The sequence below is a fragment of the Micromonospora taraxaci genome (assembly GCF_007830095.1).
Lineage (GTDB): Bacteria > Actinomycetota > Actinomycetes > Mycobacteriales > Micromonosporaceae > Micromonospora > Micromonospora taraxaci.
Window position 1 is genome coordinate 3,080,263 of sequence record NZ_VIWZ01000001.1, and the last position, 25,277, is coordinate 3,105,539.

A 25,277-nucleotide genomic window follows, 5' to 3' on the forward strand; every position below is an offset into this window, starting at 1 on the left:
GGTCAGGTCGGCGGCCGCAGCGCGATAGCCGCAGTGGTCAGCTCCGGGAACGCGGCAGGCAGTCCTTCTTGTACTTCAGGCCCGATCCGCACCAGCAGGAGTCGTTGCGCTCCGGTGGCCACGGGATGCGCGCGCTGGGCCGCGCCGACACCTCGGCCGCGTACCCCGCCCGGACGCCCGCGTCGGTCGGGTCGCCGTCACGTCGACCGGCGAACGCGGTCAGCCCCGCCACCGTCGCCCCGAACACACCCAACCCCGCCTGACCGGCACCCCGCAGCCGCACCAACTCCGTCTCCAACCGGCCCCGGTGCGCGTCCCAGTCCGGGCCGTACACCTCGGCGAGGGCGGGATGCTGGGAGATCAAACTGTCGAACTCGGCCCGTGGCCAGAAGAGCAGGTCGGACTCGGCGTCCCTGCGCTCGCCGGCCCGGCGCACGAGCTGGGTCTCCAACCGGTCCGCCAGGTCGTCCTGCCGGTCGTGCGGCAGGTTGAGATTCCGGCGTACCCGATGCCGTTGTTGCAGCAGGAAGAAGGTCACACCGGGCGCGTCCGGCGGACCGAGATCGACCACGGCGTCCGTCGCGGTGCTGGTCGACGTGGCCGAACCGGCGGCGGTCGCGCGCTCGTTGAGCACGGAGTCGGCGGCCTCGCTCAGCCACGTCTCGGCGATCGCGGAACGACCACCGACGTCCAGCGCCGCGCTGACGTAGGCGGGGGCGTCGGGCTGCGTGAGCAGCAACGGGCGCAGGGCGGTCAACTCCGCCATCGCCTCGTCGTCCTGACCGCCGGCCCGGAACAGCGCCCGCGCCCGTAGCGCCCGGGCGAACCCGGCCCGCGGGTCGTCCCCGGACGGGTACGCCGCCACAGCCTGCTCCGCGTAGCGCAGGGCCGCCTCGGGCCGCGCCCGGATCTCGGCGATCTCGGCGGCCAGGGTCAGGGCGTCCCCGGCGTCGTCCGGATCTTCCAGCCGGCCCTGCTCGGCCGCCTCCGCGAGGTCGGCGGCGACACCGAGCGGGTTGGCCGTCCCGAGCGCCGAGCGGCGCAGTTCAGCGAGGTCAGCCTTGGTGAGTACGTCTCTCGTCGGCACGATCTCACGGTACGTCGGGGTGCGCGCGGTATGCGGGCAGATCACCTGTTACGCCGCTCTCACACCGCCGGAGCCGTGACCAGGCGTGCCGGGCGGACTACGACCAGGCTCCGGCCGCCGCGGCCCGGGCGGCGTAGCTGTCGAAGTCGAGCGGGTCCCGGCCGAGCACCCGACGTACACCGTCGGCGGGTTCGGCGAGATGGCCCGCGCGCATCCCGTCGAACAGGAGGTTGAGCGCCGAGGCCGTCTCCTCCGGATAACCCTCGGCGAGCAGTTCGGCGTGGTACTCCTCCGGGGTCAGCTCGACATAGCGGATCGAACGTCCTGTCACCCGGGCGATCGTCGCCACCGCCGTGGCGAAGGTGAGCGCCCGAGGACCCGACACGTCGTACACCTGTTCGTGATGGTCGGGGGAGGTCAGGAGCGTCGCGGCCACGTCGGCGATGTCCTGGGCGTCGACGAAGGGCTCCGGGGTGTCGCCGATCGGCAGGGCCAGTCGGCCGTCGAGCAGCGGTTGGCGCCACAGGTCCTCGCTGAAGTTCTGACTGAAGTTGTTCGCCCGGATGATCGACCACTGGACGCCCGATGTCCGCACGGCCGTCTCCGCCGCGACCATGCCGGGGGAGAAGTCACCAACCTGGTCGATCCCGCGTCCGGACAGCGCCACGATCCGGCGCACACCCGAGTCGACCGCCCGCGTCACGAAGTCGGCGGCCAGCGTCGGGTCCTCCGGGGCCAGCAGGTAGACCGCCGAGGCGCCGGCCAGAGCCGGCTCCCAGGTGTCCCGCCGCGACCAGTCGAAGCGCACCTCGCCCGAGCGGGAGGCCGCCCGGGCGTGCTGGCCCGCCACCCGGAGCGTCGGTACCAACCGGCGGCCCGTCTTACCGGTTCCGGCCATCACGAGTATCGACTGTGCGTCCGTCGTCATGCCACGAGTCAACTCGACCGGTCACGGTCGGCCCATGTGCTGTCGTACGCCGGGCATGTGTGATCGTCCGAGCGCCATCATCCGGGATCTATCGTCGGTGTCATGGACCCGTTCGACAGTCTGCTGCGGAGCGTGCACGCGGACGGCGCGGCCTTCGGCCGTTCCGTCCTGACACCGCCCTCGGCGCTGCGGTTCACCGACGGCGCCCCGCTGACGCTCTGTGTCCCGCTGCGCGGCGAGGGTTGGCTCTCCCATCCGGAGAGCGACAAGCCCCACCTGGTACGGGTCGGGGAGGTCGCCGCCGCGCGCGGCCCGGCACCGTTCACCTTCTCCGCCGAGCCGCGATCGAGCTTCCAGCCGGGGGAGCTCCGGGACGTCCGGCGCGGCCAGACCGGGGCGATCGACTCGACGGGCGCGGACCAGACCGAGCGCCTCGTGCTGCTCGTCGGGGTGTACCACGTTCGGGGTCGGGTGCCCCAACGGCTGCTGGGTGCGCTGCCACCGGTGCTCGTCGTCCCGGACGAGCACGACTGCGCCCCGCTCCGCGACTACCTGGACGCACAGCTCGACGCCGGCAGGCCCGGCCGCCAGATCGTGCTCGACCGCCTGCTGGACTGGTTGTTGGTGTGCACAGTGCGGGACTGGTTCGACCAACCGGACGCCGAGCCTCCCGGCTGGTACCGCGCGCTGAGCGACGACACCGTCGGCCCGGTGCTGCGCGCCATGCACGACGCCCCGGGCCGGCCGTGGACTCTCGCGAGCCTGGCCGCGCAGGCCGGAGTCTCCCGGTCGACACTGGCGAAACGGTTCACCGATCTCGTCGGCGAGCCACCGCTGACCTACCTCACCGACTGGCGGATGACCCTGGCCGCCGACGTGCTGGCCGAATCGACGGCGACGGTCGCCGCTGTCGCACACCAACTGGGGTACGCGGACGCCTTCGGCTTCAGCGCGGCCTTCAAACGGGTCCACGGGGTGAGCCCGAGCAGGGCCCGGAGCCGGTTGTCGAGTGGTCGCAAAACCAACTAACTACGGTCATCTGCCGTCAACCCGTCGTCGGTAGCGTCCGGTCGCCAGTTTCTCGACCAGATCGCACAAAGGCGGAGCTATGGGCACTGTGGATCGGCGTACGTTTCTCAAGGCGATGGGGGTCCACGCGATCGGCGCGGCGCTCCCGCTGGACCTCAGCAAGGCGCTCGCCATCCCGGCGAACAACCGGACCGGCACGATCAAGGACGTCGAGCACGTCATCATCTTGATGCAGGAGAACCGCTCCTTCGACCACTACTTCGGCACCATGCGCGGCGTACGCGGATTCGGTGACCCCCATCCGGCGACACTGCCGTCCGGCAAGGACGTGTGGCACCAGCCCAACGGGGCCGACGAGCTGCTGCCCTTCCGCCCCGAGGTGAAGGACCTCGGCCAGACCTTCCTGCCGGACCCGCCGCACGGCTGGAACGACGGGCACGCCGCCTGGAACGACGGCCGGTTCGACAGGTGGGTGCCGAACAAGGGCGTAACGGCGATGACCTACCACACCCGCCAGGACCTGCCGTACCACTACGCGCTCGCGGACGCGTTCACCGTCTGCGACAGCTACCACTGCTCGCTGATGGGGCCGACCGACCCGAACCGCTACCACATGTGGAGCGGTTGGGTCGGCAACGACGGCAAGGGTGGCGGACCGGTCATCACCAACGCCGAGGCCGGCTACGACTGGTCGACCTACCCGGAGCGGTTGGAGCGCAACGGCATCTCCTGGAAGATCTACCAGGACGTCGGCACCGGCCTCACCGCCGCCGGCTCCTGGGGTTGGACGAACGACCCGTACATCGGCAACTACGGCGACAACTCGCTGCTCTACTTCCACCAGTACCAGAACGCGCAGCCCGGAACCCCGCTCGCCGACAAGGCCAAGACCGGCACCGAGGTCCGCACCCAGGGCCGCGACCCGGAGGCGCTGCTGGCCGACTTCCGCGCCGACGTCGAGGCGGGACGCCTCCCGGAGGTCTCCTGGATCACCGCTCCCGAGGCGTACACCGAGCACCCGAACTGGGGGCCGGCGTTCGGCGCCTGGTACATCTCGCAGGTCATCGACATCCTCGCGTCGAACCCCGAGGTGTGGAGCAAGATGGCGCTCATCATCACGTACGACGAGGAGGGTGGCTTCTTCGACCACGTGGTCCCGCCGACGCCTCCGCAGAGCCGCGAGCACGGCCAGTCGACGGTGCCGACCACGAACGAGATCTTCCCGGGCGACGCCGACCACCCGGCCGGGCCCTACGGCCTCGGCATCCGGGTTCCCATGGTCATCGTCTCGCCGTGGACGCGCGGCGGTTACGTGAACTCGCAGGTCTTCGACCACACCTCGCTGATCAAGTTCCTGGAGGCGCGGTTCGGGCACGGCCGTCCGGACCTGATCGAGAAGAACATCACCCCGTGGCGGCGCGCCGTCGTCGGCGACCTGACCAGCGCCTTCGACTTCCGGCACCCCAACCGCACACGTGACGTCAGGTTGCCCGACACCGACGACTTCAAGCCCGAGGACCTGGTCCGACACCCGGACGAGGTGCCGGTGCCGCCGACCGACCAGCGGCTGCCGAAGCAGGAGCACGGGGTACGCCCGGCGCGCGCCATCCCGTACACCCTGCACGCCGACGGGCGGCGCGACGGCGACTCGCTGCGCATCGACTTCCGCAACACCGGTGGGGCCGCCGCGGTCTTCCAGGTCCGCCAGGCCGGCAGCGCGGACGCCCCGCGCAGCTACACCGTCGAGCCGGGCAAGCACCTGACCGACACCTGGACGATCGGGTCCGGGTACGACCTGTCCGTGCACGGGCCGAACGGCTTCTACCGCCGGTTCACCGGCGGCCGAGCCCACCTCGACATCACCCCCTCCTACGAGGAGCGCAACGACAAGGTGGTCCTCACGCTGAAGAACCCCGGGTCGAAGCGGGTCGAGGTGACCGTCACCGACCGGTACCACTCCCGGCCCGTCACGCTGTCGCTGCGGCCGGGCCACACCGAGCGTGCGCACTGGCAGCTCTCCCGCACCCATGGCTGGTACGACCTGACCGTCACCGTCGCGGGCGAGACCGACTTCGCCTACCGGTACGCGGGCCACGTCGAGAACGGCAAGGACAGCATCAGCGACCCGTCGCTCGGCGGCCTCGTCTAGACAACGGCGCGTCACCCGGGCCAGCAGCGGCCCGGGTGACGCGCCGCGCTTGTGCCCAGCGCGGGCGTTACGCGGCGTCGCCGCCGCCGCGCCCCGCGGACGCGGCCGGGGCACTGCCCCAGACCGCCTTGGCCCCGGAGTCACCCACCCGGTAGACCTGGACCAGGTTCGCGGCCGCCACGACCACGGCAAGCACCGCGATCACCACCGCCACCCAAGCAGGGGTACGGCGGGACCCGGTCGTCTCCCCGGTCGGGTGGGCCGCCCGGCGGTGCAGCCAGAACAGCGCGACGGCGGCGACCAACAGCGGCAGCGCGAACCAGATCAGCGTGTCCCCGAGCTGCGCGTGCACGCCAGGGTCGCCGACCCGCTGTTCCAGGCCCTCACCGGTGGAGGAGGCGACCGGCACCGCGACCGTGGCCAGCGCGGTGATCAGTACGACGAGCCCGCCGTAGCGCCCCCGCCAGGATGGCCGGATGGCCAGCGCGGCGACGCCGATCGCGGCCAGCGGCAGCAGAACCACCACTGCGTGCACCACGAGTGGGTGCAGAGGAAGTCCATTGAAAGTGTCTGGCATGAGATCTCCTCCGCGCTCGGGATATCGCTACCAGTCACCATATTTCGCGATTCTTGTGAAATTCTTGCGCTTCCCGTTCAGTACGCGGGTAGCAGCAGCGTGAATGTGGCACCGCGACCCGGGGCCCCGCCGACCTGGAGCGATCCCTTGTGGGCCTGCGCTACCTGCTGCACCAGCGCCAGGCCCAACCCGAAACGTCGGCCCGTCCCGTTCGAGCCGTGTGCGAAACGGCCCAGGAGGCGGTCCGCCTCGGCCGGATCGAGGCCCACCCCGTCGTCGGTGACGTCGGCGGCAATCCGGCCGTCGCGGTGTCGCACGGTCACTGTGACGTGCCCGCCAACGGCCACGTGCCCGACGGCGTTGTCCACCAGGGCCGTCAAGGCCCGGCGCAGAGCGGTGCGAGCACCCCGGACCACTGCCGCCCCGGTGACCTCGAGACGCAGCTCGACCTCGCGCTCCCGCGCGTACACCGACATGCTCGCCACCACCTCACGGGCCACCTCCGCCAGGTCGACCACCGTGTCCGGTGGCGGCTGGTGCTCGGCGGCGGCCACCAGCAGATCTTCGACGACCTCACCGAGCGCCCGGGTGTCGGCCACCAACTGTTCGAGCTGATCGGTGAGCTGTTCCGCCGGCTGGGTCCGGGCTCGGCGCAGGAGCAGTTGTGCGCGGGTGTGCAGCACAGTGAGCGGTGTGCGCAGCTCATGCGACGCGTCGGCGACGAAGCGACGTTGCAGGGTCAGTGCGGTGGCCAGGGGCGCGACTGCCCGCCGGGCGAGCAGCGCCGCGGCTGCCAGCGCCCCGGCCAGGCCGGCCAGTTCGGCCACGAGCAGCGCGATGCCGAGTTGTTCCTGGCGCTGGCGCAGCGGCGCCAGGTCGGCGGCGACCGCCCAGCGGCTGCCGTCCACCCGGTGCTCGATCTGCACCCGGACCGGATGGTCGTCCGCCGCGTCGGTGTCGTACCGCGTCGGCTGCCGCCGTAGCGCGTCCTTTAGGACGCCGACCAACTCCGGTGATGCGCTACTGGTCACCTCGACCGCGTCGGTTCCGGTTGCTCTGCGGGCCAGGACCTGACCGGGCGGCGGGTCGTCCACGTCCTCGGCCATGGTGAGCACCTGACCCAGCTCCGCATCCAGCGCACGGGACTCCTGACGGCTGGAGAGGACGAACATCAACGCGCCGACCAGCAACAGGATGACGCCGATCGCCGCGGCGGTCTGCGCCACACTGCGCCGTCGGGCGTGGTTCAGCTGGGCCTCGTCCACCCGTCAGCCCGTACCGATTCGGTAGCCGAGACCGTGCACCGTACGAATGGCGCCCCGGCCCAGCTTCCGGCGCAGGTGATGGACGCAGGCGTCGACGCTGCCCGGGGCGTCGGCGTGGTCGAAAGTGGTGCTCAGCAACTCTGCCCGGGTGAAGACCTTCGTCGGTCGACCGGCGAGGGCGCGCAGGACAGCGAACTCGCGGGCGGACAACGGAATCTCCTCGCCGTCGTCGAGCACCCGCCGGTTACCCACGTCCAACCAGCGTCGTGGCCCCAGCGGCAGTCGGCTCGCCGCGTCCTGGTGTCGGCGACGCAGCGCCCGGAGCCTCGCCAGCAGCTCGGGGACCTCGAAGGGTTTGACGAGGTAGTCCTCCGCGCCCGCGTCGAGCCCTTCCACCCGGTCGTCGAGGGAGCCCCGAGCGGTGAGGAGCAGCACGGGACAGGTCACTCCGCGCTCCCGCAATCGGGTGACCATTTGCAGGCCATCCAGCACCGGCAGCCCTCGGTCGATGACCATGAGCTGGTAGTCGCGGGCCAGTGCGTGGTGCAGGCCGCTCTGCCCGTCGCCGGCCAGGTCGACGTCGTACCCCTCCTCGGCGAACAGGTCGGCGAGCAGCGCGGTCAGCGCTCGGTCGTCCTCGACCAGCAGCAGGCGGGGCCGGGTGCTTTCCACCCGACCAGTATTGCCCTGCCAGTGATGCACGGTCTGGTCAGTGCGGTGATGGCGTCCCTCACCGGGGCGGCGAATGCTCCCGGTCTCCGGTGCTCGCGCCGGCTACGGCACGCGTTCGACGTACGCCAGCATCGTCTCGCGGCTCCTCGGCAGGCCGTACTCCCCGACCAGCATGGCCACGTTGCCGAACTCCTGCCCGTCGATCAGCCACGGCTCGGTCGACCGGCCCAGCACCTCGGCGAGCCGTCGCTGCCGGGGCGGCAACGCCACGACCGGCGTCCCTGCCGCTGCCGGACCGTCCGGGAACGCGAGGCGCAACGCCACACCCAGCACCGTCAACGACCGCTCGCCGCCGACGGTGGGCAGCCGGTCGAGCAGCGCGTCGAAGGCACGGTCGGTGTGCTGCGGGCCGAGCTGCCGCAGGGCGAGCGCCGCGTAGCCGCCCAGATCGCCGCCGAGGAACGGCACCCATTCACCCTCGACCGGCTCGGCGTCGTCGGACGGCGCTGACGCCCACCTCAACAGCTCCTCGACGGTCGCTGGGTCGGCCGCCGCGCCGAGGACCCGGGCCCGACCGATCGCGGCGGCCCAGCGGAGCACCGGACGCGGATCGGCCATCCAACGAGCGTCTGGCGCGGCACCCAGCAGCCCCGACGCCACCAGCATGGTGGCCAGCTCGCCGGGGGTCGACTCGACGCCGGGCTCCTGGGCGGCGCCGATCGCGGCGGCAAGCGCGGACACGCTGCCGTCGGCGTCCTCCGGAAACCAGGCGAGGGCGTACGCCGCGACCGCGCGCACGCCCGGATCGGAGTGCTCCAGCAGGGTGCGGAACACGGGAACCCCGGCGCGCACCGCGTCGTAGGTCGCCACCTCGATGTACGCCCAAAGCCGACCCTGGTCCGCCGCGGACAGCGACTCGACGTAGGCGTACTCGACGTACTCCTTCTCCGACTCGTCCTCGCCGGTCCACGGCGGCGGCTTCGCGGCGAGCAGCTCACGACCGCCCTCGGCGGCCCGGCGGTATTCAGCCACCGGGAAACCCTCCGGCAGGACACCCTCGTCGTACCCGACGGCCAGGACGCTCAACAGCGCGAGCACCGCCGCCGGGTCCGGGGTGGCCGGATCACCGAGCATCTCCAGCAGGAACGGCACCGCGTACGCGCTCGCCTCGAACCGGCCGCCCTGGTGGAAGACGTTGGTGTAGAGGTCACTCAACGCCTCGTCCCGGGTGGCCGGATCGGGGGAGAGCAGGGCACGCAGTTGGCCGGGCACGTCATCGGCCGCCCCGTAGGCGTGGCCCAGCCGCGCCCAGTCGATGTCGTCAAGTCCGTCGAGCACGCCCCATGCTCTCCCGACCCCCTGACCATTCTGTGGAGTGGGTCGCTCAGAACTCCTCGTACACCGCTGGGTCTTGATCGGAGAGCCGACCGTCCGGGCGGCCCAGCGCGGTGATGGCCTCGACCTGCGCGTCGGTGAGCGTGATGCCGAAGACGTCGAGGTTCTCGGTCTGCCGCTGCGGCGACGCGGCCTTGGGCAGCGGGATCACCTGGCGGGCCACGTGCCAGGCGAGGATGGTCTGCGCCGGGCTGACGCCGTGGGCGTTCGCGATCTCCACGATGACGGGGTGCTGCTTCAGGTCGTTGCCGTGGCCGAGCGGGCTCCAGCCCTGCACCAGGATCCCCTGCTCCCGGTGGTAGTCGAGCGCCTCCTGCTGCGGGAAGTACGGGTGCACCTCGATCTGGTTGACCACCGGGGCCACCCCGGTCTCGGCCACCAGCCGCTCGATGTGCTCCGGCAGGAAGTTGGAGAGCCCGATGTGCCGCACCAGACCGCGCTCGCGCGCCTCGATCAGCGCCCGCCACGCCTGCACGTACAGGTCTTGGCTGGGGTTCGGCCAGTGGATCAGGTACAGGTCGACGTGGTCGAGGCCGGTGCGGAACACACTCTCCTCGATGGTGGTCAGCGCCTCGTCGTACCGGTGGTGCCGCCCCGGCAGCTTCGAGGTGACGATCAACTCGTCCCGCACGTCGCCCGCCGAACGGGCGGCCCGACCGACGGCCCCCTCGTTCTCGTAGTTCACCGCCGAGTCGAGCAGGCGGTAACCCGCCCGGATCGCGTGCCCGATCGCGTCGACGCCCGCCGAACCGTTCAGCTGGTACGTGCCGAGCCCGATCGCCGGCAGGGCGGTGCCGTCGGCAGCCGTCAGATGGGGAATCGTCATGATCGGAACCCTACCCGCGTGGGGGCGTCCCGGATGGCGAGCGCGGCCTGGATCAACGCGGCGTGCGTCAACGTCTGGGGATAGTTACCGAGGTGGGCACCCGTCGCGGGATCCACCTCCTCGGCGTAGAGACCGAGTGGGCTGGCGTAATCGACAATGGCCTGGAACAGCTCGACGGCCTCGCGGCGACGCCCGGTGCTGGCAAGCCCCTGAACGAGCCAGAACGAGCAGGGCAGGAACGCGCCCTCGGTGCCGGGGAGCCCGTCCCGTCCGGCCGGGTAGCGGTAGAGCAGCGGACCGCCGGCGGACAGTCGGTCCCGGATGGCGTCGATGGTGCCGCGTACCCGGGGCGAATCGGTCGGGTCCACACCGAGCAGCGGCAGGACGAGCAGCGCCGCGTCGAGATCCGGGGAGCCGTAGGTGCGGACGTAGCTGCCCACCGTCGGGTCGAAGCCGCGCGTGCGGACCTCGGCGGCGATGGCATCCCGGGCCTCCTGCCAGCGTCGACGATGCCGCTCCGGCAGGGGGTGCGTGTTTGCGATGGCCAGGGCGCGGTCCAGGGCGAGCCAGCCCATGAGCTTGGAGTGGACGTGTTGGGCGGGCTCCCGTACCTCCCAGATACCGGCGTCGGGCTGCCTCCAACAGTCGGCGACCACGTCGGCGAAGCCGCGTACCGCCCGCCACGTCTCGGCGTAGAGGCGGTGTCCGGCTTGGGCGAACGCCCAGGCGGCGTCGATCACCCAGCCGTACCCGTCGAGCTGGTGTTGGCGGGCGGCGTCGTTGCCCATCCGCACCGGCAGGCTGTCGAGGTAGCCGGGCCAACCGGGCAGTTCCCGTTCCGCCGGCACGTGCCGGCCATGCACTGTGAGCAGCGCGGGCAGGCGTGGCCGTTGCAACCGGCTGGCGTGCAGCAGCCACGCGAGGAAGCCACGGGCCTCCTCGGACTTGCCGACGCTGAGGAAGGCGCTGACGCCGATGCTGGCGTCACGGGGCCAGACATAGCGGTAGTCCCAGTTTCGTACCCCACCCGGTTCCTCGGGCAGGGACGTGGTCGGCGCGGCTATCGGCGCTCCCGAGGGCGAGTAGGTCAGCAACCGCAGGGTGAGCAGGCTCCGCACGACGTGGTCCCGGAACGGCAGCCGCTCGTCGATCTCCGCGACCCAGGCCCGCCACCGAGCCTCGTCCTCGACGACCAGGTCCCAGGCGGCCGTCGGCTCGACGTGGATCACCGGTTCGCGGTGGGCCACGGCCAGTACGAGGGTGACCGGACGGCCCGGCGTGACCGTGATCGAGATGGGCCGACCCGGTTCACATCTGAACGCGGGCGTGCTGTTCAGCGCGACCGCGAGCGCCCCCCACTCACAGACGAGCCCTTGGCGCCGGTGCTGCGCTCGGGGCCGACGGTGCCGCGCGCCAAGACGCGGATCGAACTCCACCACCGCATCGACAGCCGCCTGCTCCGCCGACAGCCGTCGCACGATCAGCGTCGTGGGCAGCAGGCGACCACTGACCTCGGCCACCATCGCCTCCGTGAGGCGCAGCCGGCCGCCGCCCACCGCCCAGGTGGTCTCCAGGGTGGCGGTGTGCTGCCGGTACCGCCGTTCGACGACAGTGGCCGGCCCGGCCGGGCCGACCCGGAACGTTCCGGCGTCCGGGCCCCCGACCAGTCGGCCGAACAGGGGATCGCCGTCGAAGCGCGGTACGCAGAGCCAGTCCATAGCGCCGTCACTCGCCACCAGGGCGGCGGTGCGCGTGTCGCCCAGCAGCCCGTAGTCGCTGATCGGTGGCCCATCGGTCATGGAGATCGCCCCTCGATGAGCCGGGCTGGCGGCCAGCCTGTGTCAGGCCGGGACGGCTGTCGGGCGCCGGTTACCTGGCTTGCAGGAGCAGCCCGAGACAGACCCCGTAGACGAGGTGGACGACAGCCGTGACCAGCGGGGTCTGGATGCCGTAGTTGACGGCGAACAGCCCAGGCGGCTCCAACACCGCAGTGCTGGCCGGCCCCGCCCGTTGCGAGGCCATGCGCGGGTGGACACCAGGCAGCAGCGGCAGAATCACCGTCAGCGCGATCCCGACGTGCACAATCCCGAGCAGCGCCCCGATCCACCAGTTCGCGCGGTGCAACAGCGCGAACGTGGCCGCGTACCCCAGGGCGAAACCCTGACCGGTGCAGAGGTGGAGGAAGAACCCGACGACCCGGGCCCGGTCGGGGTCCCCGCTGACGAAGGTCCCGAGCACCAGGGGAAGGTCGAGCCGGGTGAGGCCGGCCAGCTGGGCGGTGATCATCGCCGCGGTGAGCGCCGCGGTGGCGACCAACCCGAACACCGCCCATCCAGCCCAGTCCATCTCAGCAGTCGTCGACGTCGCGGGCGTTCGCGGTCATCGGTCATCCTCCGGCTGAACAGCGTGAATCCCACGGCCCGGACCGGACACCCGCCCATTGGGTGTCCGGTTTCTCACCATAAGCCACTGGAGCTGTCGTGCTGACCTGCTCGCCCAGACGTACCTCAAGCAGGATCTCCACCCACGGCCGGCGGTGCCGGTCGCGGCCAGGACGTCGGAGGCGGGCCAAATGCGCGACGGCCGGCCCGTACGGCCAGGGTGGCGAGAGCAGCGTTGGCGCCACCGCCGATCACCGCGCCGATACCGAAGGGTGCCACTCGACCGAGCACGATGATCCCCTGCTTGGTCCCGAACTTGGTGATGAAGTGTCTTCCCAGGATCTTGTTGATCTGACGCAACGTCTCGACGGGCACCTTGGCGACCACCTGGCGTCCCCAGTGTTGCCCGGTGCGCTCGGCGACCTTGGTGATGGTGGCCGAGCCGGACCCGCCGAGCATGATCCCCATGACGACCGTCCGGCGCCGTTCGACCTCGTCGATGCGGACGCCGTGGACTTCGGCGATCGAGAGCGCGAAGAGGGCGCTCAGTTGGAGTGAGGACAGAGCTTCGCCGGCCGACAACGCCAGCGCGACGCCCGTGCCGACGCCGGGTGCCGCCGCGGTGCCGCCGACGGCGGCGCCCGTCCCGGTCAACGCGCTGACGTACATCCGCTCCAGGTTGCGGATCACCTCCGCCGGTGTCGCCTCTGGGTTGCGCTGGCGGGCCCGGGCGATGTTCTTCTGCACCAGTGGGGTCTGCAGGGCGATCGCCTTGTCCAGCAGGTCGAGGACCCGCTGCCCACGTCCGGCTGCCTCCAGAACCGGTTCGTCGAGGGCATCTTCTGCCATGCCTTGAGCTCCTTCAATCGTCACGTCTTAACTGAGTCGCCCACCCGACCAGCCGAGCGGATCGTGCACCAGATCGTTGAACGGTGGACGCCGTGCTGGTGGGCGAGCCCGTCGACTGAGTGCGGATTACCGACCGAGGTCGGCGAGCATGCGCCGGTACGCGATGGGGTGTACGACCGGAATGCCGTACTGACGGGCCTTCTTGGCCTTGCCGGACATCGAGTCGGGGTCAGCGGCCACCAGGAGGCGAGTCTTCTTGGTGACGTTGTCACCGACCTGCAGCCCCGCCGCCCGAGCGTCCTCTTCCCAGGACGACCTCGGTGGCTCCATCGCCCCGGTGAAGACCACCAGATCGCCGGCTTGGAGTCGCCAGCTCTTGGCGTGCGGCCGGGCCGCGCCAACGTCGCGAGCGGCCTTGAGTGCATGGTCGACGTCGGACGCCTGCAGCCCTAGCAACGAGGCGACCTGGTCCAGGTCATGGCGTTCGGCTGACGTGAGGACGTTGTCCTCCAATGCCACAGCCGCCAGACTCGCCAGATAGGTGTGGTGCAGGTGGTCGACGTCGACTCGGGCGAGGCCGAGTTCTTCCGCCGTGGCGACGAGCGCGTCCGCTTCATTGGCGGAGATATGCCGGTCAAGCAGTGCCTGGTCGAGCAGGTCCAAATACGCGTCACCCTGCGGCTCACGGAGCCGCGGAAGCCGGTCCACCAGACGGGCCAGGAAGTGCTCCTCCCGGTGTCCCGGGCCTCGGCGAGGCACCGGCACCACCGCTTCGGTAGCCAAGGGCGGCCAAGGGGCCGCCGCAGCGGCGTCAATGACGGACGTCCACGGCGGCGGCGTTCCCGCATCCCGCAGATAGTGGGCCAGTAGCTGCGCGGCTGCCCTCGCGTCATGCAGAGCGGAGTGCGCCTGGTGCGGCGGTAACCCCGCCGCGCGACAGCAGTCGTGGAGGCTGCGACCGGCCGCCGGGAGGAAGTGCCCGGCCAGCCGCATGGTGCACAACCCCTCTGCCGGGCTGATCGGCGGTTCAATCCGCAGCCGGCGGTACTCGGCGAGGAGAAAAGCGGCGTCGAAGTGCAGGTTATGAGCGACCAGCACCCTTCCACGAAGGAGGCTGGCGACGTGGCCTGCGAGCCGACTGAATTCCGGTGCGCGCCGTACCTCGGCGGCCGAGATGCCGTGGATGAGTTGCGGTCCGAGATCCCGGTCGGGGTTGACCAGGCTGCACCACTCGTGCGTCACCTGCCCGGCGCTGTCGAGGTGGATGACGGCAACCTCGACCACGCGGTCGTGCCAGCTGGTGCGCAGGCCCGTCGTCTCCAGGTCGATAACTGCGTACACGTCGAGTCGACTCCTTAGATCGTGGCCGGAGCGGAGTTGTCGGCGGCGGCGCGCAGTCGGGCCAGCCACCGTGGCGGCAGCGGCTGCGGTTCGCCCAGAGGCCGCAGATACTTTCGGCGATACCGCGCCTGTTCGGTGTCCTGCCAGAGTTGAGCGGTCATGGCGACAGCCGACGTCAGGGCCAGCGCCGACCCCGCGACCGGCGAGGCGGCGCGGGGCTGCGCGGCGAGCCGAATCGCCAGATCCTCGTGATCCGGCACTTCGGCGGGCCAGGCGAGCGGGGCGAGCTTCGACGTGGACACCGCACGCTGCCGGTCGACCGCCTCGGCGTAGGCGGCTCGATGCTCAGTGATCTCCGTGAGGAGCTCAGGGACGGTCAGCACGTGCCCCCGCAGCGTACTGACCAATTGCTGTGGCAGTGCGTGGGCGACCCTGTCCAGGATCGCGACAGGAGTCTCCCGGGCCCACCCCACCAGGCACCGCCCCTGCACCATCCACATGATGTGAACAAGCTGGTCGTCCTGCGCGATGTCATCGAGGCGTACCACCCACGCGCCGCCGGCATGTCCGGTCGGGCTGAGCCGCCACACGGCCAGGGCCTCGGTGCCGTCTGCGTCGGGGCCGACGGCGAGAACAGCGTGACCACGCGCGCCAGGCACGTAGTCAACGGGTATGGCGAGTTCGCTTTCGGATTCCTCGGGTTCTGCCATCCCACGTCCTTCATGATCGACAACGGGAGCATCACAGTAGGTGTCAACGTGCTCACCCCGGCTCAGCCGGAGCGGCACCTCAATGCGCGTAGCGTCCAGACGCGAGTGGCTGAACAGATCACGCGCGTGGGGCGAGCGGGTCAGGACGCCGCGGTGACCGGCGGTGGGTGCCGTGCTCCGGCTCAAGTCGCGCGAGCAGGGTGTTCACCTCGGTATGGAGGCGACGCAGCTCCGCCGCCGTGGGGGCCAGCTCGTAGCAGTGGTGGTGCGTGGCAGCGGAAAGCGTCACCCAGGCGAAGGCCACCCGGCGGGCGGTTTCGGTGCCTGGGCCGAGCCGGCCACGCAACATCAGCTGCTTCGCGCGGCCCTGCCGGCACGCTGCCACTGTCGGCTTCACCCGCCGCCAGTAGGCGTCGATGCCGCCTTCGAGGGCGAGTCGGATCAGGCAGGCGCAGGCCCGTGGCCACCAACCGGCGCTCACCGCCGCGGCACCGAGCAGACCGGACCCCCGCAGCAACTGGTCGGCGGCCGCCAGGCAGCGCTGTGGCGTCGGCGTGGTCACGACAGCACCGCCGCGAGGAAGCGGGCGTCCGCGACCAGTCCGGGCAGGTCCGCCAGGTACGCCCCGTGCACACCCTCCCGACACGCCTGGTAGGCGTTCACCGCCCGTCGTCCGTGCCGGCGGAGAAGCCAGCCGAGCACGTCGCCTCCCTTCTCGGCGTCGTCGAACGCCGCCAGGGCGACGGTGGTGGCGACCCGCCGGGAGGCGTCCTCGATGGCCGCCTCGATATCGCCGTGCGGGACACCCCGCGCTACCCGGGACCGCCAGACCGCCCGGTGGCAGGCCGCCTCGATCGCGGAACGGCACAGCTCGGCGACCACCGGCCCGCGTACCTCGGCGGGGATCTCGTCGTTGCGCGCCAACGCGTACGCGTCGTCCAGGTAGCGCGTGACCGGGTCCGAGCCGGGCCGCAGCGTCACCACCGACTTCTCCGCCCGGGTCACCTCGATGATGCGGGCGTCGCCGAGGCCGAGCCGGGTGACCGCGTCGGGCAGGCGGGTGTCGTGAGTGAAGACCACCACCTGCCGGTCCTCGGCCAGCTCGGCGATCACCCGGGCGAGACCGTCCACCTTCGACGGGTCCATGCTCTGCACCGGGTCGTCGACGACGATGAACCGGAACGGGCTCTCCGGGGCGCAGCTCCGCGGCAGGAACGTGGCCAGCCCGAGCGCCTGCATCTCACCCTGACTCATCACACCCAGCGCTGTGCCGTTGTCGGCGCCGTCCACGCTGACCGGGAACACGACCCGCCGTCGGGTGTTCACCCCTTCCAGCGTCATCGCACCCAGCTCGACGTTGCTCTCCTGCCGCAGCTGCGCCCAGATTCGCTGTGAGTGCCCGGCGAACGGCGCTACCCGCTCGTTGCGGATCTCCGCACCGACACCCTTCAGCCAGGCGCGCGCGGCCTTCAACCGGGCCACTGCCGCCTCCCGCGCCGCAAGCCCGTCGGCGGCGGCCACCCACTCGCGCACGTCGGCCGCCGCGGCCCGCCAACCGGTGTCGCGCTGCCGCAGGAAACCCTCGGCGTACGCGCGGGCCGCGTCCGCCGCCGCCACCACCGCCGGGTACCGCGCGGCCAGGTGGTCGGCCAGGTCAGCAGGCTTCCCGGGTACGCGCCGAAGCGCGGCAACGGCGTCGTGCAGCGCACTGGCCGACGTCTCCGACCCCGGGCTCTCGGGGACCGCGAGGTCCTCGATCAGGTGATGCGCCTGCCGCAGCAGAGCCGTGAGCCGAGTTGTCGCCGTCTGGGCAGCGACGCTGCGCTGCCGCAGCTCGGTCAGCGACTGCGCGGCGGCGGCACGCCACCCACCGTCGAGGGTGCCGGTCGCGCAGACCGGACACGACCCGTCGCCCTCGTCCTCGTGATGTTCGAGGGCGAGGCGGAGCAGTTCGGCGCTGCGCAACGCGGCCCGCGAGCGGCCACCGTCGTACCGCAGGGCTTCGTTCGCCGCCTCCCGCAGTTGGGCGGTCAGCCGGGTCACCTCGTCGACCGGCGGCGGGGCGAGGTCGGCGAGTTCCCGGCAGAGCAGCACCTCCCGGTCGGTGGTCGCCTCGTCCGGCTCGTCGAGGATCGCCGTCACCGCGCCGAGGTCGACAGCGCCCCGCCCGTGCAGCAGTGCGGCGGTCCGTCGGGCCCGGTCGTCGGCGATGTCGGTGAGCGCGTTGGCCAGGGAGGCACGCTGTCGGCGTACCTCCTTGATGGTCGTGTCATGCGGCCGGGTGGCGCGCAGCAGACGCTGGTCGGCGTCGGTGAGCGCGTCCAGGCCGAGGATCGCGAAGAGCGCGTCGAAGAGCTGGCTCTGCGTGCCGGCGGCGAGCTTGCCCAGCTCGGCGGCGGTGAGGAACGGCCGGTACAGCTCCAGCGGACGGGCCAGACCCAACTCGGACAGGCCGGTGTGCCGACCCCGGGCGCTGGTGACTGTCACCTCGGCATCGGCCAGCTCGGCCCCGACCGGCCAGGCTCGGTGCACCCGGGTTGGCGTGGCCACTCCGTCGACGCGCAGCTCCACGTCGACCCAGCACGGGTCCGGGTTGTGCAGGTTGCGCCACCCCGTACGCCAGACGCTGGTCTTGTCGGCCCACCGGGCGCTGTCACCAGTCAGGGCGAGCTCGACGGCCTCGGCGAAGCTGGACTTGCCGGAGCCGTTGCGACCCACGACCAGGGTGAGGCCCGGACCGGGGTCGACCTGGAGGGTCCGCTCCGGGCCCACGCCGCGGAACCCGGCGACGGTCACCGACTTCAACCAGATGCGCTCCGGTGGACCCTCACCGGTGGGGGAGCGGGGGTCGAGCCGGGTGGGAGTGCCGGCGAGGGCTGCGGTCAGGTCGTCGTCGCTGGTCAGCGCGGCGAGGACTAGCTCGGCGGTCTCGGTCGGTACGACGTCAGCGGCGGCGAGCCGGTCGAAGATCAGCTCGATCAGGGGTGTGGTGGGCTGCGGAGGCTCGGTCATGGTCGTCTCCAGGCGTGTGGTGTCCGCGGACCGACGACTCGTCGGCCCGCCCGGGTGAGCGGTGGATTCGGTGCTTCGGTTCAGCGCGCGGGGCGCCACTCGCCGCAGTTCTCGGAGCTGAAGGCGTAGTCGGAGGAGCGGATGGTCACCTGCACCCGTCGGGCGCTGTTCGTGAAGTAGTTGTCGATGGTGTCGCCGGAGCTGTTCTGCCGCTCCCAGTAGCAGCCGTCTACGTCACTGGTGACGTACGTGCCGGGCTTGATCTCCTTACCGACGCGAAACGTGCCTTCGCCGAAGATCCGACCCTGGGCTGCCAGGTCCACGTCGACCTGCCCGCGTTTCACCGTCTCGCGCCACTTCTTCGCGTATGGGTAGCTGGGGCAGAGGACGAGGGCCGCGTTGATCTCCGGGATCTGCTCGCTGCTGGCGGCGAAGCCGGCCTCCACGTACGTGTCCTCGGGGTCGACGGCGGCGCACATCTCGTACAGGGTGGTGATGTCCCCGTCCTCGTACTTGGACGTCTCCAGTGCGGTCTTCTCGGTGTCGGTGACGGGGTAGATCTCCGTCTGGGCGTCGCAGGACGTCGGCTTCGCCGCCCACACCTCACTGAAGTCCGGCCGGCCGTCCTTGCCGGGCCGCACTGTGAGCAGCGCATCCCAGTCGTTGCCCGTGTCGCACTCCAGGCTGACCGGGGGCTGTTGCGGGGTGTTCTTGGGATCGTCGGGATAGGTGTCGCTGGAGTCGGGGATGCCGTCGGCGTCCCGATCCGGCGGCGGTGTCGCGGTCGGCGAGGCGCTGGCAGACGCCGACACGCTCGGGGAGGCCGTCGTAGGCCCGGCGGCGGGGCTCTGTCCCTCACCGCAGCCGGTGAACGTCATGGCCAGTAGGGCGGCGGTGAGCAGGGTGCCGGTGGTGCGGACGGCTCGACGCAGGTGGACGGTCCCCGCCGAGCAGCGGAGGGTGGCGTGCGGGCGGGGGAGGGCCATTGGTCGTCTCCGGGGCGCGGGAGGAACAGCGGTACGGCCGAGTGCAGACCGTGAAGGGCAATGAGTCAGTCCGAGAGAGTGATGATCATTTGGAGGCCGTTGTCCGGGTGGTAGATCCAGGAGGCGCCCATGTCCTCCCACTCGCCGGACTGGCGTCCGTCCAGCGCACGCGTGCCTTCGATCTCCGCAATGACGGCGTCGGGCACTTTCAGCTCGGTCAAGTAGCACTGCAACTGCTCCAGCTTCAGGCCGGTTCGCTCCTTGCCGACGCTGCGCAGCGTGAGGGAGTTGCCGTCGTCGCCCAGCATCGCCCAGTCGTCCCTGCCTGCACCGCAGGTTTGTCGGGCCTCCTCCAAGGGCGAATCGCGTTGCGTCAGGAAGAGGATGCTCGCGGCCGCAGCTAGCAGAATCGCCACTGCCGACGCCACGACCAAGTAGCGACGTTTGCCTGTCGGCGCCGTGCTCGCGCTGGAGGCGTCACCCTCAGGGCCGTTGGCCGAGGTGCCAATGGTCGGCCGTGGATCCTCCGGGCTCTCGTTCGGATCTGGAGCTGTCAGGTCGGTCATCACGGGTTCCTTCTGTGAACAGGTTGGCTGTGAACAGCCGGGGCGGATCGTCCAGACCCGCCCCGGGATTCCGTGGAGAGGTCAGCTGAGGGCGACGTCGACGCCGCCGGAGAACATCGAGTCGTGCAGCTCGAGCTTGGTGAGCTTGACGTTCTTCGGGATGTCGAAGACCACGACGCCGGTGACCTGGTTGCCGGGGTTGACGTCGTTGAGGAACGTCTCGGCGTTCTTGTTGGCGTAGATCGCCGCGCCGCTGTCGGCGGAATACTCGGTGCCGTCGGCCGCGTACGCCTTCTGGCTGCTGCCGTCGAACATCTGCGCTTCCTTGCCGATGTTCTTCACGTTGACCGTGACCAGGCAGAACTGGCCCTGCGCCTTCTGGCCGAGCGGCTCGCTGCCGACCTTGGCGACGCCGCACTTGGACGACTTCACAGTGAACTCGAACTTCCCGTCCCGGGCCGGCTGACCGATCTTGGCGGTCGCCGGCTTCTCCTCGGTCTTGGCGTCGCCCTTGTCGTCGGTGGAGCTGCCCGCCTTGGCGCCGCCCTCGTCACCGCTGGAGTTCGCCTTGTCGGCGGCACCGGAGCCGCAGCCCAGGGCGATGAGGCCGGTGGCGATCAGAGCGAGAGTGGTGGTCTTGCGCATCGTTGTCCTCCTGTTGTGAACGTTGCGGCGTCAATAAGAGCATCGTCCGAGAACGCTGTCAACAGACAATCTCGTGCTTGACAGATGTGCGAGACTTTCGGCGTGCAGGAGAACCCGACAATCACGGCAGCGGAGATCGCCCGGCTCGCCGGCGTCGGTCGCGCCGCGGTCAGCAACTGGCGTAAACGGCACCCCGACTTCCCTGCCCCGGTAGGCGGGACGACGGCGAGTCCGGAGTTCGACCTGATCCAGGTCGAACAATGGCTACGCGCCCAGGGCAAGCTCCCTGAGCTGGCCACCGCCGACCGGCTCTGGCGACACCTCGCGGCGGCCAGCGACACCCCGGCCGCCGGCCTCGCCGCCGTCGGGGCCTTCCTACTCGCACGTCAACGCGGATCCCGATCCGGCCACCCCGACGCCCAACTCGCGCCCCTGATGACCGACATCGCCGAACTCGCCGACGAGCTGGGCCCGCAGGGAGCGTTCGACGAACTGTGGCAGCGGTTCTCCGCACCAGGCCCCGGCCGCCCCTTCGCCACACCCGACGACCTCGCCGACCTGATGATCGGGCTCGCCAGCGTCGGCGGTGGCTCAGTGATCGACCCAGCCGCCGGCTCCGGCGCCATCCTGCGGGCCGCCGTCCGCGCCGGCAGCACCTCCGTCTACGGGCAGGAACTCGACGAGGACCTGGCCCGGCTCGCCGGACTGTGGCTGGCGCTGCACGACGTACCCGGAGAGGTCAGTGCCGGCGACTCACTACGGGCCGACGCCTTCGCCGGCCGCGCCGTCGACGCCGTCGTCTGCCACCCACCCTTCGGCGCCACCAACTGGGGCGACGACGAACTCGGTCACGACCCCCGCTGGATCGTCGGCACCACACCCCGCACCGAACCAGAGCTGGCCTGGGTGCAACACGCCCTGGCCCACCTGCGCGTCGGCGGGCACGCCGTCCTGCTGATGCCGCCCACCGTCGCCAGCCGCCGCGCCGGCAAACGGATCCGCGGCGAACTGCTGCGCCGAGGTCATTTGCGCGCTGTCATCGCGCTCCCGCCGGGGGTGGCGGCGCCGCACGGCGTACCCCTGCATCTGTGGGTGCTGCGACGGGCCGCGACGGACGCGCCGCCACCGGCGCGGGCGCTGCTGATCGACGCCGCCGGTGGCGACCTGGCCGACACCGGGCCGCGCGTGCTGGCCGCGTGGCGGACCTTCGCCGCCGCGCCCGACGGCGACGTGGAGGAGGCCGGCTTCGCTCGCGCGGTCCCGGTCATCGAGCTGCTCGACGAGGACGTCGACCTCACCCCCGCACGCCGGCAACCCGCCGTCGTGGGCGAGGCATCGGGCGAGCATCTGGTACGCACCAGAGAGCGGCTGGCCGCCATCGTGGGCGAGCTGCCGGCGCTGCTGCCGCAGGTGACACCCGCTCCCGATGGGCCGGACGGTCTCTTCCTCACGGTGGGGGAGCTGGCGAAGACCGGCGCTCTCCAGCTGATCGGGCCGGTCCGTGCTGGCACCTCCACACCCGCACCTCACGGGCCGCCGGTGCTCACCGTGCAGGACGTGCTCGCCGGGGTGGAGGCGTCGGGGCGGGTCGACGACCGGTTCGGGCAGGAGATTCCCCTCGCTGTGGGGGACGTCGTGGTGCCGATGATCGCGCGGCAGCTCACCGCGCGGGTGGTGACCGCTGAAGGGGTGCTCCTGGGGCGCAATCTCTACCTACTGCGGCCGAACGCTGCGGCACTGGATCCGTGGTTTCTGGCCGGTCAGCTGCGGACGTCGGCGAACGAGAAGCAGTCGTCGAGCCTGTCGGGGACGATGCGGTTCGACATCCGACGGGCGCAGGTGCGGCGGCTGTCGCTCGACGAACAGCGGGTTCATGGAGACGCATTTCGGCGCCTGGTCGCCTTCGAGTCAGCGATCCGGCAGGCCGCTTCGCTCGGGGCGGAGCTGGCGCAACTGACCGCTGACGGGTTGGCGCGGGGGATCCTGCGGCCAGACGCCGACATCCGATAAGGCGACGGCCTTGCCGGTACTCAGGGTGTCAAGGGTGACCCCCGTGCACTGAATTATCGTTCGGCGACTCTGCTCGATCCGTGTTTGACGGCTGGGGACATCGCCCAGCGCGATCGTGGGGCACAGTGGAGGGCTGAGCGGGGCGCCGAGGTGCGTAACGGGGAGGTCGCGGAGTGCTTGGTCGAGATCCGGACGAGGCCCAGGAGAGGCTGCATTCCTGGACAGCCCAGCTGTCGACCCGCGCTCAAGCTGCCGCCGACCTGTCGGAGCGGGTTGCGGCCGTGGCGGCGTCGGCAGCTGGCGCGGACGGTGCAGTCCGCGTGACGGTCGCCGCCTCCGGGGCGCTGACGGACCTACGGTTGGACGACCGCGTTCAGCGGATGCGCGGCTCCGAACTTGCCAGCATCATCATGGCCACGGTCGCCCGTGCGCAGGCCGGGTTGACCGATCAGGTGATCGTCGCAGTGCACGACACCGTGGGCATCGACTCGGAGACCGGGCGGGCGGTCACCGACACCTTCGCCAGGCGCTTCCCCAAGCCCGCCGACGAGCAGCCCGGTCGATGGGAGCGGGACGCCAGAAGTGGCTGGTGACGCGGAAATGCTCATGTCGGTGGCGGCGGTCATTCGGCACGCCGCGACGGTCGACGACGCCGCCGACAAGATGGAAACCGCCCGTGGGGCGGCGGCGTACGTGCAGATGGGCGCAGAGGCGTACGGGCAGATCTGTGGGTTTCTGCCTCGTCTCATCGACCCCGTGGCGGACAGGGCGGTGACCGCGCTGGGAGAGTCCGCTACGGCACTGCGTGAGGCGGCAGCCAACCTGCGAGCGGCTGCTGCCACGACTGAGGCGACCGACGCGGCGAGCGCACGGCTCCTCAACCAGAGTGGCGGTCGGTTGGACCTGCCGCTGTGACAGACATGGCGGCCAACCCACTGATCGCGGCACGCCACGACTCGACTCAGTGGTACACCGGGCTCGGGTTGGTGGAGGACGTCGCCGACACGGTGTCGGGCATCGAGTCGGGCAGCTGGATCGACTCGACGATCGGTGGTGTCGCCACATCGATGGACGCCCTGGCCACCGTGCTCGACCCGCTCGGGTCGCTGGTCAGTTGGGGCGTCGGCTGGTTGCTCGAACACGTCAAGCCGCTGTCGGACGCGCTGGACTGGCTGGCCGGGGACCCGGACCAGATCAACGCATACGCGTCCACGTGGCGCAACGTCGCGAAGCAGAGCACCGATGCGGCGGCTGACCTGCAAGCGGCGGTCTCCACGCAGCTTGCCGAGTGGGATGGGGCCTCGGCGCGGGCCTACCGGGCACACATCTCGGGTCAGGTACAGGCGATGGAGGGCATCGCGCGGGCTGCCGGCGGCATCGCTTCGCTGGTGGAGGGTGCCGGGCTGCTGGTGGCGTTGGTCCGCGAGCTGGTTCGGGACCTCATCGCGGACTTCGTCTCGGTGTTGGCGGTCAGGCTGCCGCTCTGGCTGGCCGAAGCCGGCGCGACGTTGGGCTTGGCGACTCCGCTGGTGATCTCTCAGGTCAGCAGCCTGGTGGCCAAGTGGGCGGCGCGGATCGGCAGGTTGATCAGCGCGCTGATCAGCAGCCTGCGCCGGCTAGTCCCGCTGCTCAGACGCTTGGGCGACCTGATCGACGAGTTGAATGGCCTGCTGCGGCGAGCGGCCCGCGCCGACCCGGTCAGCCCGGCCAACGGCGCCACACCCGGTGGGCGCCCTGCGGCCTGGGCAGACCCGGACCTGGACTCGATGGGGCGCCGGTCGGACTGGGAGGACCCTGCCGCACATCCGCAGGCGCCGCCACCGCCGGATGCGAACCTCCCGGCCGGGGATCCGGTCTATCACCGGCCCAACAGCACAGCCATCGGCTACGACAGCGCCACGATGCGCAACTTCGACGCCGTGGCACCGATCCCCGGCCATCACGATGTGGTCGTGCACGGCGAACGCACTGGACTCTTCCGGCCCGGCCTCGTGGGCGCTGACGGTGCCGACCACCCCGCCAACTCCACCCACCCGCAGCAGATCGCCGACGCCATCCGTACCAACCCGCACTACGACGGTGGCCCGGTACGGCTGGTCTCCTGCCACACCGGCACCGTGGCCCCTGAAGCCGGCGTGCCACCAGCGGCGCAACAGGTCGCCGACGCTCTCGGAGTGCCGGTGACAGCGCCGACGGACGCGGTCGGTGTCGACCGGTATGGTCCGGTGGGACAGACCCCAATGATCCGGGGTGGCGGAGAGTGGAAGACCTTCTATCCGAACGGTGGGCGTTGATGGACGGCGGTCAGTTGAAGGCGGCGGGAATGTTCCGCGAATTCGGGCCGGTCCGCTCCGCCGAGCCGCAGGAGAGCATCTTCGACAGCGTCGCCGCCGAGGAACTGCCCGACGTGGCCCAGGTGGTCGCCTATCTGAACTCGGGACACGTCCTCATCGACGTGATGGACGTCGCCGACGACGCCTTCGACTCGACCCGGCAGGTGATGAACGGCTCGACCGTCATGACCGACGGCGACTGGCTTTGGCGGAAGGACCTCGCCTACTACGTGCGGCGTCACCGCGTCGCAGTGCCTGCGGCCTTTCTCGCGCTCATCCGGGAGCGTGACTACGTCGTCCCTTTCCGGAGCGTGCCGGAGTTGACGGCTTGTTCGCGGCAGGCACGGGACCTGATGTTCTGGAACGGCTGACAGGCCGCCGCTGAATAGCGGCATGCTTCCAGTCAGAAATCGGACAGCGGCGCCGGACCTTGGCGATATACGCGCGGCTGGCGGGCCGGGTGCATCCCATCTGATCGACCGACGATGGTTAACGCGGACTCGTCCATCGAGCCAC

The 25,277-nt window shown here is 70.8% G+C and carries 24 protein-coding genes; 7 read left to right on the forward strand and 17 right to left on the reverse strand.

Features of this window, described 5'->3' with window-relative positions; genetic code table 11:
* Window positions 1-37: 37 nt before the first annotated feature.
* Window positions 38-1,087 (reverse strand): SEC-C domain-containing protein, encoded by a 1,050-nt coding sequence (locus tag FHU34_RS14225; protein WP_145780580.1) that lies wholly within the window; start codon window positions 1,085-1,087, stop codon window positions 38-40.
* Between the two features lie 97 nt (window positions 1,088-1,184).
* The gene (locus FHU34_RS14230; RefSeq protein WP_145780582.1) at window positions 1,185-2,015 is read right to left on the reverse strand and encodes an NmrA family NAD(P)-binding protein; all 831 of its coding nucleotides are present in this window, start codon (window positions 2,013-2,015) and stop codon (window positions 1,185-1,187) included.
* Window positions 2,016-2,117: 102 nt separating this feature from the next.
* Between FHU34_RS14230 and FHU34_RS14235 the strand changes: the two genes are divergently transcribed.
* Entirely contained in the window at window positions 2,118-3,044 is a 927-nt protein-coding gene (locus tag FHU34_RS14235) for an AraC family transcriptional regulator (RefSeq protein WP_145780584.1), read from the forward strand.
* A 79-nt stretch (window positions 3,045-3,123) separates the two neighbouring features.
* On the forward strand, window positions 3,124-5,193 hold the full coding sequence (locus tag FHU34_RS14240; RefSeq protein ID WP_145780586.1) for a phosphocholine-specific phospholipase C: 2,070 nt from the start codon (window positions 3,124-3,126) through the stop codon (window positions 5,191-5,193).
* 67 nt (window positions 5,194-5,260) lie between these two features.
* Here the strand turns inward: FHU34_RS14240 and FHU34_RS14245 are convergent, their stop codons facing one another.
* The 15 genes from FHU34_RS14245 to FHU34_RS14315 form a co-directional block, all read right to left on the reverse strand.
* Window positions 5,261-5,770, reverse strand: a complete 510-nt coding sequence (locus FHU34_RS14245; protein ID WP_145780588.1) for a DUF2231 domain-containing protein — start codon at window positions 5,768-5,770, stop codon at window positions 5,261-5,263.
* A gap of 77 nt (window positions 5,771-5,847) precedes the next feature.
* Window positions 5,848-7,035, reverse strand: a complete 1,188-nt coding sequence (locus FHU34_RS14250) for a sensor histidine kinase (protein WP_145780590.1) — start codon at window positions 7,033-7,035, stop codon at window positions 5,848-5,850.
* A gap of 3 nt (window positions 7,036-7,038) precedes the next feature.
* Complete coding sequence (locus tag FHU34_RS14255; protein ID WP_145780592.1) at window positions 7,039-7,707, reverse strand: response regulator transcription factor; 669 nt, start codon at window positions 7,705-7,707, stop codon at window positions 7,039-7,041.
* Between the two features lie 102 nt (window positions 7,708-7,809).
* Window positions 7,810-9,045 (reverse strand): hypothetical protein, encoded by a 1,236-nt coding sequence (locus FHU34_RS14260; RefSeq protein WP_145780594.1) that lies wholly within the window; start codon window positions 9,043-9,045, stop codon window positions 7,810-7,812.
* Window positions 9,046-9,091: 46 nt separating this feature from the next.
* Window positions 9,092-9,928, reverse strand: a complete 837-nt coding sequence (locus FHU34_RS14265) for an aldo/keto reductase (protein ID WP_145780596.1) — start codon at window positions 9,926-9,928, stop codon at window positions 9,092-9,094.
* The gene (locus FHU34_RS14270) at window positions 9,925-11,727 is read right to left on the reverse strand and encodes a glycoside hydrolase family 15 protein (protein ID WP_145780598.1); all 1,803 of its coding nucleotides are present in this window, start codon (window positions 11,725-11,727) and stop codon (window positions 9,925-9,927) included. Before FHU34_RS14270 ends, FHU34_RS14265 begins: the two co-directional genes overlap by 4 nt.
* Window positions 11,728-11,797: 70 nt before the next feature.
* Window positions 11,798-12,274 carry a hypothetical protein gene (locus FHU34_RS14275; RefSeq protein ID WP_145780600.1) on the reverse strand — a complete coding sequence of 159 codons (477 nt, stop codon included), beginning with the start codon at window positions 12,272-12,274 and terminating at the stop codon, window positions 11,798-11,800.
* A gap of 161 nt (window positions 12,275-12,435) precedes the next feature.
* Window positions 12,436-13,158 (reverse strand): hypothetical protein, encoded by a 723-nt coding sequence (locus FHU34_RS14280; protein WP_145780602.1) that lies wholly within the window; start codon window positions 13,156-13,158, stop codon window positions 12,436-12,438.
* Between the two features lie 126 nt (window positions 13,159-13,284).
* On the reverse strand, window positions 13,285-14,499 hold the full coding sequence (locus FHU34_RS14285) for an exonuclease domain-containing protein (RefSeq protein ID WP_145780604.1): 1,215 nt from the start codon (window positions 14,497-14,499) through the stop codon (window positions 13,285-13,287).
* A gap of 14 nt (window positions 14,500-14,513) precedes the next feature.
* Entirely contained in the window at window positions 14,514-15,209 is a 696-nt protein-coding gene (locus FHU34_RS14290; protein WP_145780606.1) for a DUF6218 family protein, read from the reverse strand.
* 118 nt (window positions 15,210-15,327) lie between these two features.
* Window positions 15,328-15,771 carry a hypothetical protein gene (locus tag FHU34_RS14295; protein WP_145780608.1) on the reverse strand — a complete coding sequence of 148 codons (444 nt, stop codon included), beginning with the start codon at window positions 15,769-15,771 and terminating at the stop codon, window positions 15,328-15,330.
* Entirely contained in the window at window positions 15,768-18,221 is a 2,454-nt protein-coding gene (locus FHU34_RS14300) for an AAA family ATPase (RefSeq protein WP_145780610.1), read from the reverse strand. Before FHU34_RS14300 ends, FHU34_RS14295 begins: the two co-directional genes overlap by 4 nt.
* Before the next feature lie 80 nt (window positions 18,222-18,301).
* The gene (locus FHU34_RS14305; protein WP_145780612.1) at window positions 18,302-19,207 is read right to left on the reverse strand and encodes an Rv1352/Rv1906c domain-containing protein; all 906 of its coding nucleotides are present in this window, start codon (window positions 19,205-19,207) and stop codon (window positions 18,302-18,304) included.
* Between the two features lie 65 nt (window positions 19,208-19,272).
* Entirely contained in the window at window positions 19,273-19,773 is a 501-nt protein-coding gene (locus FHU34_RS14310) for a hypothetical protein (RefSeq protein ID WP_145780614.1), read from the reverse strand.
* Window positions 19,774-19,854: 81 nt separating this feature from the next.
* Window positions 19,855-20,418: a DUF4352 domain-containing protein gene (locus FHU34_RS14315; protein WP_145780616.1), complete on the reverse strand. Its 564-nt coding sequence runs from the start codon at window positions 20,416-20,418 to the stop codon at window positions 19,855-19,857.
* An 84-nt stretch (window positions 20,419-20,502) separates the two neighbouring features.
* Between FHU34_RS14315 and FHU34_RS14320 the strand changes: the two genes are divergently transcribed.
* From FHU34_RS14320 to FHU34_RS14340, 5 genes are all read left to right on the forward strand, one after another.
* Window positions 20,503-22,428 (forward strand): N-6 DNA methylase, encoded by a 1,926-nt coding sequence (locus FHU34_RS14320; protein ID WP_244311670.1) that lies wholly within the window; start codon window positions 20,503-20,505, stop codon window positions 22,426-22,428.
* Between the two features lie 173 nt (window positions 22,429-22,601).
* Window positions 22,602-23,021, forward strand: a complete 420-nt coding sequence (locus FHU34_RS14325; RefSeq protein WP_145780620.1) for a YbaB/EbfC family nucleoid-associated protein — start codon at window positions 22,602-22,604, stop codon at window positions 23,019-23,021.
* A 19-nt stretch (window positions 23,022-23,040) separates the two neighbouring features.
* Window positions 23,041-23,343: a type VII secretion target gene (locus FHU34_RS14330; protein ID WP_167524822.1), complete on the forward strand. Its 303-nt coding sequence runs from the start codon at window positions 23,041-23,043 to the stop codon at window positions 23,341-23,343.
* Between the two features lie 5 nt (window positions 23,344-23,348).
* Complete coding sequence (locus FHU34_RS33255; protein ID WP_460717901.1) at window positions 23,349-24,722, forward strand: WXG100 family type VII secretion target; 1,374 nt, start codon at window positions 23,349-23,351, stop codon at window positions 24,720-24,722.
* On the forward strand, window positions 24,722-25,132 hold the full coding sequence (locus tag FHU34_RS14340; RefSeq protein WP_145780625.1) for a hypothetical protein: 411 nt from the start codon (window positions 24,722-24,724) through the stop codon (window positions 25,130-25,132). Before FHU34_RS33255 ends, FHU34_RS14340 begins: the two co-directional genes overlap by 1 nt.
* Window positions 25,133-25,277 lie beyond the last annotated feature (145 nt).